This window comes from Pseudomonas sp. TNT3 (assembly GCF_010095445.2).
Lineage (GTDB): Bacteria > Pseudomonadota > Gammaproteobacteria > Pseudomonadales > Pseudomonadaceae > Aquipseudomonas.
In genome coordinates this window covers 1-19,372 of the sequence record NZ_WFGV02000060.1, presented here as the reverse complement: position 1 = coordinate 19,372, position 19,372 = coordinate 1, and the positions used below count along the sequence as shown (strand labels likewise).

Below are 19,372 nucleotides of genomic sequence, written 5' to 3'. Positions count from 1 at the left end.
TAAGGTGCAACCAGTTTCTGGAGAATAAGTTGCACCTAGTCGGAAATAAGCGGCAAAGGTATGTTTTTGCTCCTTTTTAGAGCAGTAACTTGATGTTGCTATAAGTAAAAGCACCAAGCAAAGGCAGGAAAGGCTTCCAGAATCCGTTTCCTGACGAGCTGCCTATTTTTCCTACAAAAAAAGGGTTGCACCCGGTTGCACCTCGTTCAGTGCGCAGCTAATCTTGCCGCCAGCTGATGCCACGCAGTCGTGGCAAACATGAGGATAAAAATATGGCTACCACCACCCTTGGGGTCAAACTTGACGACCCTACCCGCGAGCGCCTCAAGGCTGCCGCGACCTCGATTGATCGCACGCCGCACTGGCTGATCAAACAGGCGATTTTCAATTACCTGGAAAAACTCGAGGGTGGTGCAACCCTGACCGAGCTGAACGGTTTGACCAAGGACTCCGACGACACCGTCGACGCGCCGCTGGATCACGCCCATCAGTGCTTCCTCGAATTCGCCGAAAGCATCCTGCCGCAATCGGTACTGCGCGCTTCGATCACGGCCGCTTACCGTCGCCCGGAACCGGAAGTCGTGCCGATGCTGATCGAGCAGGCTCGCCTGCCGGTTGCCATGGCAGAAGCCACCAACAAGCTCGCCGCCTCTATTGCCGAAAAATTGCGCAATCAGAAAAGCGCTGGCGGCCGTGCAGGCATTGTTCAGGGCCTGCTGCAGGAATTTTCCCTGTCCTCCCAGGAAGGCGTCGCACTGATGTGTCTGGCCGAGGCGCTGCTGCGCATTCCGGACAAAGGCACACGCGATGCACTGATTCGCGACAAAATCAGCACCGGCAACTGGCACCCGCATTTGGGCAACAGCCCGTCGCTGTTCGTCAACGCCGCCACCTGGGGTCTGCTGCTGACCGGCAAACTGGTCGCCACCCACAATGAAGCCGGCCTGACTTCGTCCCTGAGCCGCATCATCGGCAAGAGCGGCGAGCCGATGATCCGCAAGGGCGTCGACATGGCCATGCGCCTGATGGGCGAACAGTTCGTCACCGGCGAAACCATCGCCGAAGCCTTGGCGAACGCCAGCAAGTTCGAATCCAAAGGTTTCCGCTATTCCTACGACATGCTCGGTGAAGCTGCACTCACCGAACACGACGCCCAGAAGTACCTGGCCTCGTACGAACAAGCCATCCACTCGATCGGCAAAGCGTCCCACGGTCGTGGGATTTATGAAGGCCCGGGCATCTCCATCAAGCTGTCGGCACTGCACCCGCGCTACAGCCGCGCGCAGTACGAGCGTGTGATGGACGAGCTGTACCCGCGCCTGCTGTCGTTGACCCTGCTGGCCAAGCAATACGACATCGGTCTGAACATCGATGCCGAAGAAGCCGACCGCCTCGAGCTGTCGCTGGACCTGCTGGAACGCCTGTGCTTCGAGCCGCAATTGACCGGCTGGAACGGCATCGGCTTCGTGATCCAGGCTTACCAGAAGCGTTGCCCGTACGTGATCGACTACGTGATCGACCTGGCACGCCGCAGCCGTCATCGCCTAATGATCCGTCTGGTAAAAGGCGCGTACTGGGACAGCGAGATCAAGCGCGCCCAGGTCGAAGGCCTGGAAGGCTATCCGGTCTACACTCGCAAGGTGTACACCGACGTTTCCTACATCGCTTGCGCACGCAAGCTGCTGTCGGTACCGGAAGTCATCTACCCGCAGTTCGCCACGCACAACGCCCATACCCTGTCGGCCATTTACCATATTGCCGGTCAGAACTATTACCCCGGCCAGTACGAGTTCCAGTGCCTGCACGGCATGGGTGAACCACTGTACGAACAGGTCGTAGGCAAAGTTTCCGAAGGCAAGCTGAACCGTCCGTGCCGCGTGTACGCACCGGTTGGCACCCACGAAACGCTGTTGGCGTACCTGGTACGTCGTCTGCTGGAAAACGGCGCGAACACCTCGTTCGTCAACCAGATTGCCGATCAGTCGATCTCGATTCAGGCGTTGGTGGCCGATCCAGTGGCCAGCATCGAGCAGATGGCGACGCTGGAAGGCGGCTTCGGCCTGCCGCACCCACGTATCCCGCTGCCGCGTGATCTTTATGGTGTCGAGCGCGCCAACTCCAGCGGCATCGACATGGCCAACGAACATCGTCTGGCTTCCCTGTCCTGCGCCCTGCTGGCTACCGCTCACAACGACTGGAAAGCCGCGCCGATGCTCGGTTGCGCCTCCAGCACTGAAACTCCTGCACCCGTGCTGAACCCGTCCGACCTGCGTGACGTGGTAGGCCATGTGCAAGAAGCGACCGTCGAAGACGTCGACAACGCGATCCAGTGCGCCCTGAACGCGGCACCAATCTGGCAGGCCACTCCGCCAGCCGAGCGTGCTGCGATTCTGGAACGTGCCGCCGATTTGATGGAAGGCGAGATTCAGCCGCTGATGGGCCTGCTGGCTCGCGAAGCCGGCAAGACCTTTGCCAACGCCATCGCTGAAGTGCGTGAAGCCGTGGACTTCCTGCGTTATTACGCGGTGCAGGCTCGCAACGATTTCACCAACGACGCCCACCGCCCATTGGGCCCCGTGGTCTGCATCAGCCCGTGGAACTTCCCGCTGGCAATCTTCAGCGGCCAGGTCGCTGCGGCATTGGCTGCCGGCAACCCGGTATTGGCCAAACCTGCGGAACAAACCCCGCTGGTGGCCGCTCAAGCCGTGCGCCTGCTGCTCGAAGCCGGTATCCCGGAAGGCGTGCTGCAACTGCTGCCGGGCCGTGGCGAAACCGTCGGTGCCGGCCTGGTCGGCGACGATCGCGTCAAAGGCGTGATGTTCACCGGTTCCACCGAAGTCGCTCGCTTGCTGCAACGCAACATTGCCGGACGCCTGGATGCACAGGGTCGTCCGATTCCGCTGATCGCCGAAACCGGCGGCCAGAACGCGATGATCGTCGACTCCTCGGCACTGACCGAACAAGTCGTGATCGACGTGGTGTCGTCAGCTTTCGACAGCGCCGGTCAGCGTTGCTCCGCTCTGCGCGTCCTGTGCTTGCAGGAAGATTCCGCAGACCGTGTCATCGAAATGCTCAAAGGCGCGATGGCTGAATGCCGTCTCGGCAATCCAGAGCGCCTGTCCGTTGACATCGGCCCGGTGATCGACGCCGAAGCCAAGGCCGGCATCGAGAAGCACATCCAGGCCATGCGCGACAAAGGTCGCAACGTGTACCAGGTGGCCATTGCCAACAGCGAAGAAGTCAAACGCGGCACCTTCGTGATGCCGACCCTGATCGAACTGGAAAGCTTTGACGAGCTTCAGCGGGAGATCTTCGGTCCGGTACTGCACGTGGTGCGCTACAAGCGCAAAGACATCGATCAACTGATCGGTCAGATCAATGCTTCCGGTTACGGCCTGACGCTGGGCGTACACACGCGCATCGACGAGACCATTGCCAAGGTGATCGACAACGTCAACGCCGGTAACGTCTACGTGAACCGCAACATCGTGGGCGCCGTGGTCGGTGTGCAACCTTTCGGCGGCGAAGGCCTGTCGGGTACCGGCCCGAAAGCCGGTGGTCCGTTGTACCTGTACCGTCTGCTGTCGACACGTCCTACCGACGCTATCGAACAATCCTTCGCTCGCGGTGACGCCATCGCTGCGCCGGATGTGCGTCTGCGTGAAGCCATGAGCAAACCGCTGACCGCGCTGAAAGCCTGGGCCGACAGCAACAAGCTCGCCGACCTGAGCACCCTGTGCGTGCAGTTCGCCGCGCAATCGCAAAGCGGGATTACACGTTTGCTGGCCGGCCCGACCGGCGAGCGCAACAGCTACGCGATCCTGCCTCGTGAACACGTGCTGTGCCTGGCGGAAGTCGAGGGTGATCTGCTGACCCAACTGGCGGCGGTATTGGCAGTCGGCGGTTCGGCAGTTTGGCCGGAAGCGGAATTGACCAAGGCATTGTTCGCACGTTTGCCGAAGGACATTCAGGCACGCATCAAACTGGTTTCCGACTGGAACAAGGATGAAGTGGTGTTTGACGCCGTTCTGCATCACGGCCATTCCGATCAGCTGCGTGCGGTCTGCCAGCAAGTGGCCAAGCGTGCCGGAGCAATTGTCGGGGTCCATGGCTTGTCCCAGGGCGAAACCAACATTGCGCTGGAGCGCCTGGTGATCGAGCGCGCGTTGAGCGTTAACACCGCTGCGGCGGGTGGTAATGCGAGCTTGATGACGATCGGTTAATACCGATGAACCGGGCTCCTGCATAGGTGCCCGATTCAGCGAAAATCCCTGTGGGAGCTGGCTTGCCAGCGATCGCGATGTATCAGTCACCATTAATGTTGACTCATCTGCCGCCATCGCCGGCAAGCCAGCTCCCACAGTGGTTTGTAGTGTTTGTTAAGCGGCCACGCGGCTACGACATCACCGCTATCAATCATCCTGTTCAGCTTTAATTCCCACGCCTAGACTCGGTCCATCCCAAAAAAAGGTAGGCCGCCATGTCCGAGACGTTGCTCAGTTCCCGCAATCTGGCTTTCGAGCTGTACGAAGTCCTCGATGCCGAGGGCCTGACCCAGCGTGAGCGGTTCGCCGAGCATAATCGCGAAACGTTCGACGCCGCCCTGGGTACCGCTCGCAACATCGCTGAAAAATTCTTCGCGCCGCACAACCGCAAGGGCGACGAGAACGAGCCGCGCTATGAGGACGGTCAGGCGATTCTGATTCCAGAGGTCAAACCGGCGGTGGATGCCTTCCTCGAGGCCGGATTCCTCAACGCCGCGCGCAGTTTCGACGCGGGCGGCATGCAATTGCCAACGTTGTTGTCCCAAGCTTGCTTCGCTCACTTTCAGTCGGCCAACGCGGCATCGACCTCGTACCCGTTCCTGACCATGGGTGCGGCGAACCTGATCGAAAGCTTCGGCACCGACGAGCAAAAGCAGCGCTTCCTGCAACCCATGATCGACGGTCGCTTCTTCGGCACCATGGCCCTGACCGAACCTCACGCAGGCTCGTCGCTGTCGGATATTCGTACACGCGCAGAACCGGTGTCCGACGGCACCTATCGACTCAAGGGCAACAAAATCTTCATTTCCGGTGGCGATCACTCGCTGTCGGAAAATATCGTGCACATGGTGCTGGCAAAACTGCCGGATGCACCGGCCGGGGTGAAGGGCATTTCGCTGTTTATCGTGCCGAAATTTCTGGTCAACGACGATGGCAGCCTGGGCAAGCGCAACGACGTGCTGCTGGCCGGGCTGTTTCACAAGATGGGCTGGCGCGGCACCACCTCCACCGCGCTGAACTTTGGTGATAACGGTGACTGTGTCGGCTACCTCGTCGGCAAGCCGCACCACGGTTTGAGCTACATGTTCCAGATGATGAACGAAGCACGGATCGGCGTCGGTATGGGCGCAGTGATGTTGGGTTACGCCGGTTACCTGTATTCCCTGGAGTACGCCCGCGAGCGGCCACAGGGCCGGGTGCCGGACAGTAAAGACCCGAACACGGCGCCGGTGGCGATCATCCAGCACGCGGACGTCAAACGCATGCTACTGACCCAAAAAGCCTACGTCGAAGGCTCGTTCGACCTTGGGTTATATGCCGCTCGTTTGTTCGACGACACCACCACGCTGGAAACCGAATCCGAACGTAAACAGGCCCATGAGCTGCTGGATTTGCTGACGCCGATCGTCAAATCATGGCCGTCCGAGTTTTGCCTGAAAGCCAACGAACTGGCGATCCAGATTCTTGGCGGTCACGGTTACACCCGTGAGTATCCGGTAGAGCAGTATTACCGCGACAACCGCTTGAACCCGATCCATGAGGGCACCCACGGCATTCAGTCGCTGGACCTGCTGGGACGCAAACTGGCGCAGAACGGGGGGGCCGGACTCAAGCAACTGATCCGTTTGATCGCCGATACTGCGCAGCGCGCGCAAGCGTACGAATCGCTGACCACCCTGCGTGAGCCACTGGAGAAACTGGTGGCGCGCCTGCAAGCCGTGACCATCGGCCTGCTGACCGATCTTGGCCAGGGCAAAGTCAACAGCAGCCTGGCGAACTCGGCGCTGTACCTGAAGGTATTCGGCCACTCGGTCATCGGCTGGCGCTGGTTGGAACAGGCGATTCGTGCCGAGGAAGGACTGGCCAGAGGCAATGCAGCGGATATGAGCTTTTACAAAGGAAAGCTGCAGGCGGCGCGGTACTTCCTGACCTGGGAAGTGCCGGGTTGCCACCATGAACTGGCCATTCTTGAGGCTCGGGATGATGTGTGCCTGACGATGCAGGATGAGTGGTTTTGATCAGGTTTAGATCGGTGTAACGACCACAAAAAAGATCGCAGCCTGCGGCAGCTCACAGGGAAACGCATTCCAATGTAGGAGCTGCCGCAGGCTGCGATCTCTTGATCTTTTAACTCAACCGAAACCCACCCATCTGCCGCGCCAGATCATCCGCCAAGCGCTGCAATGTCTGACAGTCTTCACGACAAGCCCTGACCTCCCCCGCTGTCGCTCGGGCCAGATCCGAAATCCCCTGCACGTTCCGGTTGATCTCTTCCGTCACCGCCGACTGCTCTTCCGTCGCCGTCGCGACTTGATGATTCATGTCGCTGATACGTTCGACCTGCCCGGTTATAGCGGTCAACGAGGCCCCGGTGCGCTGACTCGACTCAACCCCTGTTCCGGTCGCCGCTTGCCCGGAATGCATCGATGAAACAGCATTCTGCGCACCTTGCTTGAGGCTGCCGATCATCTGCTGAATCTCATCCGTGGACGACTGCGTGCGCCGCGCCAGCGTCCGTACCTCATCCGCCACCACGGCAAATCCTCGGCCCATTTCACCCGCTCGAGCGGCCTCGATGGCGGCATTGAGCGCCAGCAGATTGGTCTGTTCGGAAATCCCGCGGATCACCGCCAGCACTTGATCGATGGACGCGACCTGATGGGCCAATGCCCCCACCGCACTGGCCGCGAGACCGATTTCGTCGGACATGCTCTCAATGTGCCTGATCGAGCCACCGACCACTTCCCGGGCTTGCATCGCCTCATCCCGGGCATGTTGTGAAGCCACCGCAGCATTGCCGGCGCTCTGGGCAATGTCCTGCACAGTCAGGCCCATTTCATGAACGGCAGTCGCGACCATGTCGGTCATTTCCTGCTGCCGCCCGGAGCGTTCGGCCGTGTTGTCCACCACTCGCGCCACCTGGTTAACCGCCGTGCGCAGACGCTCGCTGGTGCTCAGCACTTCGCCGATCAACTCGCGCTGACTGTCCAGGAACCGATTGAAACCGCGCGCCAGATCACCCAGCTCATCGGCGCGACCGGCATCGAGTCGGTGAGTCAAATCTCCACCACCGCTACCGATGGCTACCAGCGCCGCTGTTACCTGTCGGATCGGCCGCACCAGCCCACGGGCCAGCAACACGACCAACAGCAAGCACACCAGCGCCACAGCGAGACCGATCCCGGCACTCATCCACATGGCCTGACGGGCTTCGGCATAGATTTGCGACTGCGGCACTTCGGCCACCAACGTCCAGCCCAGATCCCGCAACGGCAGGCTCAGCGCCAGATAATCTTCACCGTCGCGCACAAAACTGCTGTGCGTGGCGGACGCGTTGGAGGAAGCGCGCTGCCCCATCACCGCTTGGGCGCCTGCCGCGCCAATTTGCTCCACTAACGTGCGTTTACCGCTCAATTGCGCGTCAGGATGGACCTGGATCAACCCGTCGGAGCGCACGAGATAGACCTTGCCCCGCTGGCCAAAACTGAAATTGTGGATCAACGCCGACAGCTCTTTCATGCTCAGGCCAAGCCCGGCAACGCCCACGACTTTGCCGGCCTGTTCGACCTTGAGATCGATAAACAGCGCCAACTCACCGGTCGCGGCGTCATTGTCGATATTGAGGGTGCGTGACTGAGGGCTGTCGAGGAACGCGTAGAACCAGGCGTCCTTGGGGTTCGAACGACTGAGGGTCCGATCAAGGCCCTTTTCGTTGTAGTAATGACTGGACGCTGTGCCGACTATCAATGCGGTGAAAGCGTCATGTTCGGCGCGGATGCCTTCCAGATAGGTGACGAATTTTTCAGCCTGGGCGCTGTTTTCACCTTCAGCCAGCCAGTCTCGCACCATGCTGTTGCTGGCAATATCCTTGGCGGCGGTGAGGGGTTGAACGAGGATGCGCTCGATGTCATTGCGCATCGCTTCGATGCTCGACGGCAGCGCCTGTTCGACCAGATAGCTCTGGGCGAGGCGATTGACCACGAGGGTATAAATGCCAACCACGATCAGCACACTGACCAGCAGGGCGGTGCCCATGCTCAGGATCAGTTGCCATTGAATACTGCGTCGCCAGAACTGCATGGAACACCCCCAAAGAATAAGAGGCTGAAACACTGCAACAGCCGTGCCGATTGTATACAACTCAAACGACAATTTATTCTTTGGTTGTGCGCAAAGCGGATCAGGCCTGATTGATGGTCTTGGCGATCACTTCAACCGTGGCGCTGACTTGCTCTTGGTAACGGTCGAGTTCGAGCTTGTGTTGCTTTTGCATGTCGATCTGCTGGGAACACAGATTCATCGCGGCCAATACGAGCAGCCGGTCACCGATCAGCGTCGGGTACTTCTTTTTGGTGTCGGCCAGTGCAGCCTTCAACATTAACGCGGCGTCCAGCAGGGTTTGCTCTTCCCCGGCCGGCGCCCTGATCGAATAGTCCTCCCCCAGGATCGAGACGACTTTTACCCCTGCGGCGCCCTGATTCATGCGCTGACTGGGCCGGCGCTGACGCGCTCAACCAGGGCCTGGATGCGGGCAGCGGTGGCGCCTTGTTTTTCTTCCTGTTCCATCAGGCTCAACTGCAGGCTTTCGTTTTCATCCTTGGCCTGAGCCAGTTCTGCGCTCAGGGTCTGATTAGTGCCGAGCAGGGTCTGGTTCTGTTGTACCAGTTCGCTGACCAGCTGTTCCAATTGGCTAAGGGATGCTTCCAACATTTTGATTTTCCAAGCATTTTCAAGGGGCGCGTACGATAAAGAAAAGTCACCACGGATGCCAGGGTTATTCAGGCGCAAAGCCTTGATTTTCCTGGCGGGCGGCCTTCCTCGCGAGTTTTAAAGACTGTGATTGACCCATCTGGTTCCTGCACTTCGTCGCCGAGCCCGTTGTGCGACAAAAACGCGCAGGCGCTCAAGACTTTAGTCGTAGGACCGATAAGCACTTCATACGTCAGCCTCAGCGCCGCATGAATGCGCTTTTCCCGGTAAATACCATGTCCCTTCGTAATATGAATATCGCTCCGCGGGCGTTCCTCGGCTTCGCCCTGATTGGCGGTTTGATGCTGGTTTTGGGGGTATTTGCCTTGAATCAGATGAGCAAGATCCGCGCGGCCGGTGAAGACATTGCTTCGGCGAGCGTGCCAAGCGTGAAAAGCCTCGACGAATTCACTCAACTGACCCTGCGCCTGCGGGTGCTGTCCTATCGCCTGCTGATCAACCGCGAACCCGACGTACAGCAAAAGACCTTTGAGCTGTTCGAGATGCGCAATCAACAGATTCGCGACGCACAAAAAGTCTACGAGCCGCTGATCGACGGGCCGCGCGAACGTGCAGCGTATGACCAATACCTGCAATTGCTGGCGCAATATCGCCAACTCGAAGACCAGATGAAGAGCCTGTCGCGCAACAATCAGGTCGAAGACTTGCGCAAGTTGCTCAATACCGAATTGCTCACCAACTCCGAAGCCGTTAACGCCGCACTCGCGAAGTTGCTTGAGATCAACACTCAGCAAATCGAAGAAACCAATCAAGAAGCCGCCGACCAGTATTCATCGGCCTTCAACCTGGTCGTTGCGCTGCTGGTCCTCGCCACGGGCCTGACCTGCCTGTTCGCCTGGTTGCTGACCAACAGCATTACCAAGCCGATCGCCAATGCCTTGAGCGCCGCCGAAGCCATTGCCGAGGGCAACCTGACTCGCCCGATCACCGTTGATGGCGAGGATGAAGCGGGCCGCTTGCTGCTGGCCATGTCAAAAATGCAGGACAAACTGCGCGACACGCTGCAGCGGATTTCAGGTTCCGCCACGCAACTGGCCTCCGCCGCTGAAGAGCTCAACAGCGTCACCGACGAAAGCGCTCGAGGCCTGACCCAGCAAAACAATGAAATCGAACAGGCCGCGACGGCGGTCAACGAAATGACCAGCGCCGTGGAAGAAGTTGCCCGCAACGCTGTCAGCACGTCCGAAGCCTCGAAGAACGCCACCACTTCCGCCGGCGATGGCCGTGACCTAGTGCAGGAAACCGTCAGCGCCATCGAACGCATGAGTGCCGACGTACAGAGCACTGCCACGTTGATCGGCGACCTGGCCAATGAGTCTCGCGACATCGGCAAGGTGCTCGATGTTATTCGTGGCCTGGCCGACCAGACCAACCTCCTGGCCTTGAACGCAGCGATTGAAGCCGCTCGTGCCGGTGAAGCCGGCCGTGGTTTTGCGGTGGTGGCGGATGAGGTACGTGCGTTGGCCCATCGCACCCAGCAGTCGACCAGCGAAATTGAACGCATGATCGGCAGCATTCAAGGCGGCACCGAGCATGCGGTGAATTCGATGCGTAACAGCACCGAGCGTGCAGAGTCGACCTTGAACATCGCGCGGGGCGCCGGCCTGTCGCTGGACACGATCAACACTGCCATCGTCGAGATCAACGAGCGCAACCTGGTGATCGCCAGCGCAGCAGAAGAACAGGCGCAGGTTGCACGAGAAGTGGATCGCAATCTGGTGAACATCCGGGATTTGTCGGTGCAGTCGGCAACGGGCGCGAACCAGACGAGCGCGGCGAGCAACGAACTGTCGCGGTTGGCGCTGGATCTTAACAATATGGTTGGGCGGTTTAGCCTCTAACCGCTAACACTGCTTTTTTGGACCGATTGATTACTGTGGCGAGGGAGCTTGCTCCCGCTCGACTGCGAAGCAGTCGCAAATCCGTCCCCCGCTGAATCTGGCTCAACGCGCTGACTGTTTGGGGTGGCTTCGCCACCCAGCGGGAGCAAGCTCCCTCGCCACAGGGATCAAGCTCAAACCGGTGACGTTGTCGTTGCGACCAAAACCTTTTTGACAGCATCACATTTCAACAGGTTAGAATCGCTGGCACGCAGACTGCATGGTCAGTTTGTGCCCGCCTTTCAGCTTTTCTGGAGTACTGCCTTTGAATGCGACGACCATCAACAGCCTGTTCTTGATCGGCGCGTTGCTGGTAGGTGCGAGCATTCTGGTGAGCTCACTTTCGTCCCGCCTCGGCATCCCGATTCTGGTCATCATTCTTGCCGTCGGCATGGCCGCCGGTGTCGATGGTGGCGGCATTATTTTCGATAACTACCCAACGGCCTATCTGGTCGGCAACCTCGCACTGGCGGTCATTTTGCTCGACGGTGGGTTGCGCACCCGAGTGTCCAGTTTCCGCGTGGCGTTATGGCCGGCGCTCTCGCTGGCCACGGTCGGGGTATTGATTACTACCGGACTGACCGGCATGGCAGCCGCCTGGCTGTTCAACCTGAACATGATTCAGGGGCTGCTGATCGGCGCCATCGTCGGCTCCACCGATGCCGCGGCGGTGTTCTCGCTACTGGGCGGTAAAGGCCTGAACGAGCGGGTCACCGCCAGCCTCGAGATCGAGTCCGGCAGCAACGACCCGATGGCGGTGTTCCTCACTGTGACCCTGATCGACATGCTCGCCAGTGGCCAGACCGGTTTGCATTGGAGCTTGCTGACGCACCTGTTGCGCGAGTTCGGGATCGGCGGCGTCATCGGCCTTGGTGGCGGCTGGGTCATGCTGCAACTGGTCAACCGAATCAACCTGGCCAACGGTCTCTACCCGATTCTGGTGATAGCCGGAGGCCTGGTGATCTTCGCCCTGACCAACGCCCTGCACGGCAGCGGTTTCCTCGCGGTGTACCTGTGCGGTCTGGTGATCGGCAATCGCCCGGTGCGCAGTCGCCACGGGATTTTGCACATGCTCGACGGCATGGCCTGGCTGGCGCAGATCGGGATGTTCCTCGTACTCGGCCTGTTGGTAACACCCCACGATTTGCTGCCCATCGCCCTGCCCGCCCTCGGGTTGGCGTTGTGGATGATTCTGTTTGCGCGGCCACTGTCGGTGGTCGTCGGGCTGCTCCCGTTCAAAGCGTTCCATGGCCGCGAGAAAGCCTTTATTTCCTGGGTGGGCCTGCGCGGCGCGGTCCCGATCATTCTGGCGGTGTTTCCGCTGATGGCCGGGCTGCCCAATGCCCAGCTCTATTTCAACCTCGCGTTCTTTATCGTGCTGGTGTCGCTGCTGGTTCAGGGCACAAGCCTGCCGTGGGTGGCGAAGCTGTTGAAGGTCACCGTGCCGCCAGAACCAGCGCCTATCTCTCGCGCCGCTCTGGAAGTCCACGTGACCAGCGAGTGGGAGCTGTTCGTTTATCGCCTCGGCGCCGAAAAATGGTGCATCGGTTCGCCCCTTCGCGACTTGAAAATGCCCGAAGGCACACGTATCGCCGCCCTGTTTCGTGGTCAGCAACTGCTCCATCCGTCGGGTAGTACAGTGCTCGAAGTCGATGATTTGCTGTGTGTTATCGGCCATGAACACAATCTTCCGGCCCTCGGAAAACTCTTCAGCCAGGCGCCACAACGGGGTCTGGATTTGCGCTTCTTCGGCGACTTCGTGCTCGAAGGAGATGCCCAGCTGGCCGCGGTTGCTGCCCTGTACGGGCTGAAGGTCGAAGGCATCGATCCGGACATGTCACTCGGCCACTTCATCGCGCAGAAAGTGGGCGGTGCGCCAGTAGTGGGCGACCAGGTCGAATGGAACAGCACCATCTGGACGGTCGCGGTCATGGACGGGAACAAGATTGGTAAAGTGGGCGTCAGATTCCCCGAAGGAAGTCGCCCGGGTCCGGGACTCTTCCTCTAAACTCCCTACTTCGCCAGCTTTCGATCGGTCTCTATGTCAACCCTGCGCAACTATTTCTTCATGGCCCTGCTGGGCTTGAGCCTCACGGTCGGTACGTTGCAAGCCGCCGAACCACCTTCCAGCGAAGCCGTGCAAGCCAGCCTGGACAAGATCGCCGATCGCAAACTGCCGGAAGCCGATCAGAAAGCCCTGCAAAGCATCCTGCAAAACACGCTGACCCAGCTAAACAATAAGCGTGATTACGAGCAGAAGCTGATCGATCTCAAGCAGCAACTGGCGACCGCCCCCAAGCAGAACATCGAGAATCAGCGTGAACTGACCCGGTTGAAGGGCACCAAGGTGCTGCCGGTGGAGCAACGCTTCGCCAACCTGTCGATTCAGCAACTTGAGCAGATGCTCACCGAGCGCTCTACCCAGCAAAGCGATCTGCAAAAGGCATTAGCCGATGCCAACAGCCTGGTCATCACGGCCCAAACCCGTCCCGAGCGCGCCCAGGCGGAAATCTCCGCCAGCCAGACGCGCATCCAGCAGATCAACAACATCCTCAAGGCCGGCAAGGACAACGGCAAGGCCCTGAGTGGCGAGCAGCGCGACCAGCTCAACGCCGAGCTTGCCGCCCTCAATGCCCTGATCCCGCTGCGACGCCAGGAACTGGCCGGCAACAGCCAGTTGCAGGACCTGGGTAACAGCCAGCATGACTTGCTCTCGGAGAAATCCGATCGTCTGGATCAAGAGATCCAGGAACTGCAGAACCTGATCAACCAGAAGCGCCTGGCCCAGTCCCAAGAAACCGTCACGCAGCAGTCCATCGAAGCCCAAAAGTCCGGTGGCAGTAGCCTGCTGGCCACTGAAAGCTCGATCAACCTGAAGCTGTCCGACTACCTGCTCAAAAGTACCGACCGCCTCAACATCGTCACCCAGCAAAACCTGCAAACCAAACAGCAACTGGACAGCGTCACCCAGAGCGATTCGGCACTGGACGAACAGATCAATGTGCTCAAAGGCAGCTTGCTGCTCTCCAAGATTCTCTACAAACAGAAACAAGCCCTGCCGCGCCTCAAGCTCGACCGCGACCTCGCGGACCAGATTGCCGACATTCGCCTGTATCAGTTTGATGTCAGCCAGCAACGCGAACTGCTGAGCAATCCGGCCACTTACGTCGACAATTTGCTGGCGACTCAACCGCCGGAGCAAGTCACCCCGCAACTGCGCAAGAGCCTGCTGGAACTGGCCAACACCCGCGCCGATTTGCTGGAACGCTTGAACCGCGAATTGAGCGCAGTGCTCAATGAATCCATCACGTTGCAACTCAATCAGAAACAACTGCTGAGTACCGCGCAGAGTTTGCGCGCAACCCTCGACGAGCAGATGTTCTGGATCCCCAGCAACAAACCGCTGGATTTCGAGTGGATGCACAGCGTGCCGGAGCGCCTGCAGCGTCAGGTCACGACCCTGCCCTGGGCCTCCAGCGTAAGCGAGCTGTACGACGGTCTGACCCAGCGACCGCTGCTGTTCCTGCCACTGGCGTTGATGATCGGCGCGCTGCTGTGGCGTCGCAAGAGCCTGTATGCCCGTTTGAACAAGGTTCACCAGGACATCGGTCACTTCAAGCGTGATAGTCAGTTGCACACGCCGCAGGCGATCCTGATCAATATTCTGCTGGCGATGCCGGTTTCCCTCGCCCTCGCCTTATGTGGCCTGGCCTTGCAGATCGATGCTCGCGGGCAAAACGCCAACATGGGCGCCGCACTGTTGCAAATGGCGCAGGCCTGGCTGGTGTTCTACACCGCTTACCGGATTCTCGCGCCGGGTGGCGTGGCAGAGCTGCACTTCCGTTGGGAAAAGCCCCAGGTCGAATTCCTGCAAGGCTGGGTCCGCCGACTCGGGCTGGTAGTGATGGCGCTGGTTGCCGTAGTGGCGGTTGCCGAGCTGCAACCGGCGGCGCTGGCGGATGACGTGCTCGGCATGCCGGTGGTGCTCACCTGTTATGCGCTGATGGCCTGGCTGCTCAGCCGTCTGCTGATCAGCAGCCCGACTCACGAGAATGCCTCACTGTTCCGCAAGGCTGTGGGGATCATGTTCACGGCGTTGCCGATCGCGTTGTTCGTGGCGGTGTGCTTTGGCTACTACTACACCGCGCTGAAACTCAGCGATCGGCTGATCAACACCCTTTACCTGCTGATGTTCTGGCTGGTGATCGAAGCGACCTTCGTCCGCGGCCTCAGCGTTGCAGCCCGACGCCTGGCCTATCAGCGTGCCTTGGCCAAACGCCAGGCCGCCAAAGAGGCCGGCGATGGCGAAGCGGTGATCGAAGAGCCGACACTGGACATCGAAAAGGTCAACGAACAGTCCTTGCGACTGATCCGCCTGGCGCTGCTCGGTGGGTTCATGGCCGCGCTGTATTGGGTCTGGTCGGACCTGATCTCGGTGTTTTCGTACCTGGACAACATCACCCTCTACGAATACACCAGCGGCACCGGCGCCAACATGAGCATGGTGCCGATCAGCATCGGCGACATGCTCGGCGCGCTGATCATCATCGGCATCACCTTCGCCCTCGCACGCAACTTGCCGGGACTGCTGGAAGTCCTGGTGCTGTCCAAGCTGAACCTCGCCCAGGGCAGCGCCTACGCCACGACTACTTTGCTGTCCTATGTGATCGCCGGCATCGGCTTCGTTTCCACCCTGTCGACCCTCGGCGTCAGCTGGGACAAGTTGCAATGGCTGGTAGCGGCGCTGTCGGTGGGGCTTGGTTTCGGGATGCAGGAGATCTTTGCGAACTTCATCTCCGGGATCATGATCCTGTTCGAACGCCCGGTGCGGATCGGCGACACGATCACCATCGGCAACCTGTCGGGCACCGTGAGCAAGATACGTATTCGCGCCACGACCATCACCGACTTCGACCGCAAGGACATCATTGTCCCGAACAAGACGTTCATCACCGGGCAATTGATCAACTGGTCCCTGACCGACACCATCACCCGTGTCACGCTCAAGCTCGGCGTCGATTACGGCTCGGACCTGGACCTGGTCAAAGAGCTGCTGCTCAAGGCCGCCAGGGAAAACCCGCGCGTCCTGAAAGATCCGGAACCCCACGTGTATTTCCTGAACTTCGGCGAAAGCACGCTCGACCATGAGCTGCGCATGCACGTGCGGGACCTCGGTGACCGTAACCCGGTACTCGACGAGGTCAACCGCTTCATCAATCGCGAGTTCAAAAAGCAGCACATCAACATCTCGTTCCGGCAGATGGAGGTTTACCTCAAGAACCTTCACGGCCAGGAATACAAAATGGTGCCGATCGAGCCGGAAACCAAAACCATCGTGCCGCTGGTCGATGGCAAACCGCCGCAAGAACCTCCTGCCGCCAAGCTCGACTAACCCGCTTATCCCTAGCAGAATGCTCGGACATTCTGCTGGAGATGGCCGGTGAAAGCCCTCGACGAACTGACCTTCGATAACCGCTTCGCCCGCCTGGGCGATGCCTTTAGCGCTCATGTGCTGCCTGAACCCATCGACAACCCTCGACTGGTGGTGGCCAGCCCCGCCGCCATGGCGCTGCTTGATCTGGATCCGGCCGTGGCCGACACCCCGGAGTTCGCCGAGCTGTTCAGTGGCCACAAGCTGTGGGCGGACGCGGTGCCGAGGGCGATGGTCTATTCCGGTCACCAGTTTGGCTCGTACAACCCCCAATTGGGTGACGGTCGCGGGTTGCTGCTGGGTGAGGTCTACAACGAAGCCGGGGAACACTGGGATTTGCACCTGAAAGGCGCCGGTCAGACGCCCTTCTCGCGCATGGGCGATGGACGGGCGGTATTGCGCTCGTCGATCCGCGAGTTTCTGGCGTCTGAAGCGCTGAACGCCCTGAACATTCCGACCACCCGGGCGCTGTGCGTGATCGGTTCAGACACCCCGGTCTGGCGCGAGAAACAGGAACGCGCAGCCATGGTCCTGCGCCTGGCGCCGAGCCATATCCGTTTCGGACATTTCGAATATTTCTACTACACCAAGCGCCCCGAGCAGCAGAACGAACTGGGCCAGCACGTCCTGGCCATGCACTTCGCGGAATGCCTCGAACAACCGGAGCCGTACCTGGCGATGTTCCGGGAAATCGTCGAGCGCAATGCCGAGCTGATCGCCAAATGGCAAGCCTATGGTTTCTGCCACGGCGTGATGAACACCGACAACATGTCGATCCTGGGCATCACCTTCGACTTCGGTCCGTTCGCATTCCTCGATGACTTCGACGCCAACTTCATCTGCAACCATTCTGATGACCAAGGCCGCTACTCCTTCAGCAACCAGGTACCGATTGGCCAGTGGAACCTCAGCGCCCTCGCCCAGGCACTGACACCGTTCATCAGCGTCGAAGCCCTGCGCGAAACACTGGGTTTGTACCTGCCGCTGTATCAGGCCCATTACCTGGACCTTATGCGCCGTCGCCTCGGCCTCACCACCGCCGAAGACGATGACCAGAAACTGCTCGAACAGCTGCTGCAACTGATGCAAAACAGCGGCGTCGACTACAGCCTGTTCTTCCGTCGCCTGGGCGACGAAGCACCGCAACTGGCGGTCGCCCGACTGCGCGATGACTTCGTCGACATCAAAGGCTTCGATGCATGGGCCGAGCGCTATGTGGCCCGGGTGGCGCGTGAAGGAGAGATTGACCAGCCGCAGCGCCGCGAACGGATGCACGCTGTGAACCCGCTCTACATCCTGCGCAACTATTTGGCGCAGAAAGCCATCGATGCGGCAGAGGGAGGCGATTATTCAGAGGTTCGCCGCTTGCATGCGGTGCTGAGCAAGCCGTTCGAGGAACAACCGGGGATGGAACGTTACGCCGAACGGCCGCCGGAGTGGGGCAAGCATCTGGAGATCAGTTGTTCGTCGTAATCGTGCTTAAACCAATGGATCGATGGCGCTGACGACTCGGCTGACAATGTCCGCCATCGTCGCATCGTCGAGTCGCTCAATAAACTTGGCAGAACCATCCCGGACACGCTGTTCGATGTCAAAACTGCGTACCTGATTACAGACGGCCACACCGTTTGTTTCATGGCCGGAAATGATGACGGCCAAGCCGGTGTTTCGACTGAAACTTCCACCGCTGGTCACCGGCACGGTCATGCTGACACCCAGTGCATTGATTTCTCTTGGTGTTATAACGACGAAGCGATGTCGATTCATCATCTCTCGCCCCGCTACCGGATTTGGGTCAATCCAGTAAACATCGCCACGCTGTGGTGCTTGCCGACGAACCATCAACCCAGCTCCCGACCAACTGGATCACCTTCGCGTGCAGACGCGGTCAATGCGGTCAGCTCAGACATTTCTTCAGAGCCCTCAAGCAGTTCAGCAAGACTGAAGCGTTTACGCGGCGTCGGAGTAACCGGGCGGGCTATCAACTCGCCATCTACTACATTCAGTTCCAACTGGGCTCCTACCTCCAGGTGCAAGAGCTTGAGCAAAGTAGGCGGGAGCGTAATCACCGCAGCACCACCTTGACGGCGTATTTTGGAAGTCACGGACATGGGATAACTCCTATCCGAAGAAGGTGAGATATCGATTGCTCGATAAGTGCAACAAAAGTAGCACGCAGTTGACGGCAAAGCGAACACCTCTAAATTGATTGATGGCCGAAATTGCTCCCCAGCGTAGTTGCCGTTTCAGAAGTGAATGCCTGGAAACTGTTAGCAGTTGCAACTGCCTTCGAGCCTGTGACGAGACGACCCCGACTTGATAAACACAGCCGTCGACTCCACCTCACCGTCACTGATTGCCCGATATTCTGGAGCCCGACATGACCGACCCTCTCCTCATCCCCTGCCCCCACTGCAACGGACTGAACCGCATCCCCGCCGAACGCCTCAACGACCACCCTAAATGCGGCCGCTGCAAGGCCGAGGTGTTGTTGAACAAGCCGTTCGAATTGAAGCAAGGCGATTACGCCAGTCAGATCAAGGGTGATCTGCCGCTGCTGGTGGACGTGTGGGCGGACTGGTGCGGGCCGTGCAAGTCATTTGCACCGGTGTTCGAGCAGGCGGCTGTGCAACTGGCGGGCAAATGTCGACTGGCCAAGCTGGACAGCGAAGCTAACCAGGCGTTGTCGGCGCAGTTGGGGATTCGCTCGATTCCGAGCCTGATTTTGTTCAAGAACGGCCGGGAAGTGGCCCGCCAGAGCGGAGCGTTTCCGCTGCCACAGCTAATGAGCTGGTTGCGTAGCCAGGGGATTTAAAATCACGGCACATTCAAATGTGCGAGCGAGCCTGCTCGCGATAGGGCCGTAACATCCAACGTCGTTGTTGACTGTTACACCTCAATCGCGAGCAGGCTCGCTTGTATGTTTAGACTTGAAGGGGTGGGGTGGGACTACAGACTCGATTCTGACTCTGACCAGTACAGACTGTGGGAGACTTCTCGTCCCACCCCTTCTACCCAAAGCGCCG

The 19,372-nt window shown here is 59.4% G+C and carries 12 protein-coding genes; 7 read left to right on the top strand and 5 right to left on the bottom strand.

Features of this window, described 5'->3' with window-relative positions; all coding sequences use genetic code 11:
* The first annotated feature begins 272 nt into the window (after positions 1–272).
* Positions 273–4,223, top strand: a complete 3,951-nt coding sequence (putA, locus tag GBC55_RS25405) for a trifunctional transcriptional regulator/proline dehydrogenase/L-glutamate gamma-semialdehyde dehydrogenase (RefSeq protein WP_162440189.1) — start codon at positions 273–275, stop codon at positions 4,221–4,223.
* Positions 4,224–4,480: 257 nt separating this feature from the next.
* The gene (locus tag GBC55_RS25400; protein ID WP_162440188.1) at positions 4,481–6,283 is read left to right on the top strand and encodes an acyl-CoA dehydrogenase; all 1,803 of its coding nucleotides are present in this window, start codon (positions 4,481–4,483) and stop codon (positions 6,281–6,283) included.
* Between the two features lie 109 nt (positions 6,284–6,392).
* Here GBC55_RS25400 and GBC55_RS25395 read toward each other — a convergent pair whose 3' ends face one another.
* The 3 genes from GBC55_RS25395 to GBC55_RS25385 all read right to left on the bottom strand — a co-directional run bounded on the left by GBC55_RS25395 (position 6,393) and on the right by GBC55_RS25385 (position 8,975).
* Positions 6,393–8,345 (bottom strand): methyl-accepting chemotaxis protein, encoded by a 1,953-nt coding sequence (locus GBC55_RS25395; protein WP_162440187.1) that lies wholly within the window; start codon positions 8,343–8,345, stop codon positions 6,393–6,395.
* 100 nt (positions 8,346–8,445) lie between these two features.
* Positions 8,446–8,748, bottom strand: coding sequence for a cell division protein ZapA (locus GBC55_RS25390; protein WP_162440186.1), 303 nt, complete (start codon positions 8,746–8,748; stop codon positions 8,446–8,448).
* A complete protein-coding gene (locus GBC55_RS25385) occupies positions 8,745–8,975 on the bottom strand; it encodes a hypothetical protein (protein WP_162440185.1) in 231 nt (76 codons plus the stop codon). Before GBC55_RS25385 ends, GBC55_RS25390 begins: the two co-directional genes overlap by 4 nt.
* 275 nt (positions 8,976–9,250) lie before the next feature.
* Between GBC55_RS25385 and GBC55_RS25380 the strand changes: the two genes are divergently transcribed.
* The 4 genes from GBC55_RS25380 to selO all read left to right on the top strand — a co-directional run bounded on the left by GBC55_RS25380 (position 9,251) and on the right by selO (position 17,819).
* Positions 9,251–10,876, top strand: coding sequence for a methyl-accepting chemotaxis protein (locus GBC55_RS25380; RefSeq protein WP_162440184.1), 1,626 nt, complete (start codon positions 9,251–9,253; stop codon positions 10,874–10,876).
* A 304-nt stretch (positions 10,877–11,180) separates the two neighbouring features.
* Positions 11,181–12,923, top strand: coding sequence for a potassium/proton antiporter (locus GBC55_RS25375; RefSeq protein WP_162440183.1), 1,743 nt, complete (start codon positions 11,181–11,183; stop codon positions 12,921–12,923).
* Positions 12,924–12,956: 33 nt separating this feature from the next.
* Positions 12,957–16,307, top strand: a complete 3,351-nt coding sequence (mscK, locus tag GBC55_RS25370; protein WP_162440182.1) for a mechanosensitive channel MscK — start codon at positions 12,957–12,959, stop codon at positions 16,305–16,307.
* A 48-nt stretch (positions 16,308–16,355) separates the two neighbouring features.
* Positions 16,356–17,819 (top strand): protein adenylyltransferase SelO, encoded by a 1,464-nt coding sequence (gene selO, locus GBC55_RS25365; RefSeq protein WP_162440181.1) that lies wholly within the window; start codon positions 16,356–16,358, stop codon positions 17,817–17,819.
* A gap of 6 nt (positions 17,820–17,825) precedes the next feature.
* On the opposite strand, the gene GBC55_RS25360 is transcribed toward selO, so the two are convergent.
* Together GBC55_RS25360 and GBC55_RS25355 are read right to left on the bottom strand one after the other, a co-directional pair.
* Positions 17,826–18,188, bottom strand: a complete 363-nt coding sequence (locus GBC55_RS25360; protein WP_162440180.1) for a type II toxin-antitoxin system PemK/MazF family toxin — start codon at positions 18,186–18,188, stop codon at positions 17,826–17,828.
* Positions 18,188–18,457 carry a PbsX family transcriptional regulator gene (locus GBC55_RS25355; RefSeq protein WP_162440179.1) on the bottom strand — a complete coding sequence of 90 codons (270 nt, stop codon included), beginning with the start codon at positions 18,455–18,457 and terminating at the stop codon, positions 18,188–18,190. Before GBC55_RS25355 ends, GBC55_RS25360 begins: the two co-directional genes overlap by 1 nt.
* 269 nt (positions 18,458–18,726) lie before the next feature.
* On the opposite strand from GBC55_RS25355, the gene trxC reads away from it, so the two are divergent.
* The gene (gene trxC / locus GBC55_RS25350; protein ID WP_162440178.1) at positions 18,727–19,161 is read left to right on the top strand and encodes a thioredoxin TrxC; all 435 of its coding nucleotides are present in this window, start codon (positions 18,727–18,729) and stop codon (positions 19,159–19,161) included.
* Positions 19,162–19,372 lie beyond the last annotated feature (211 nt).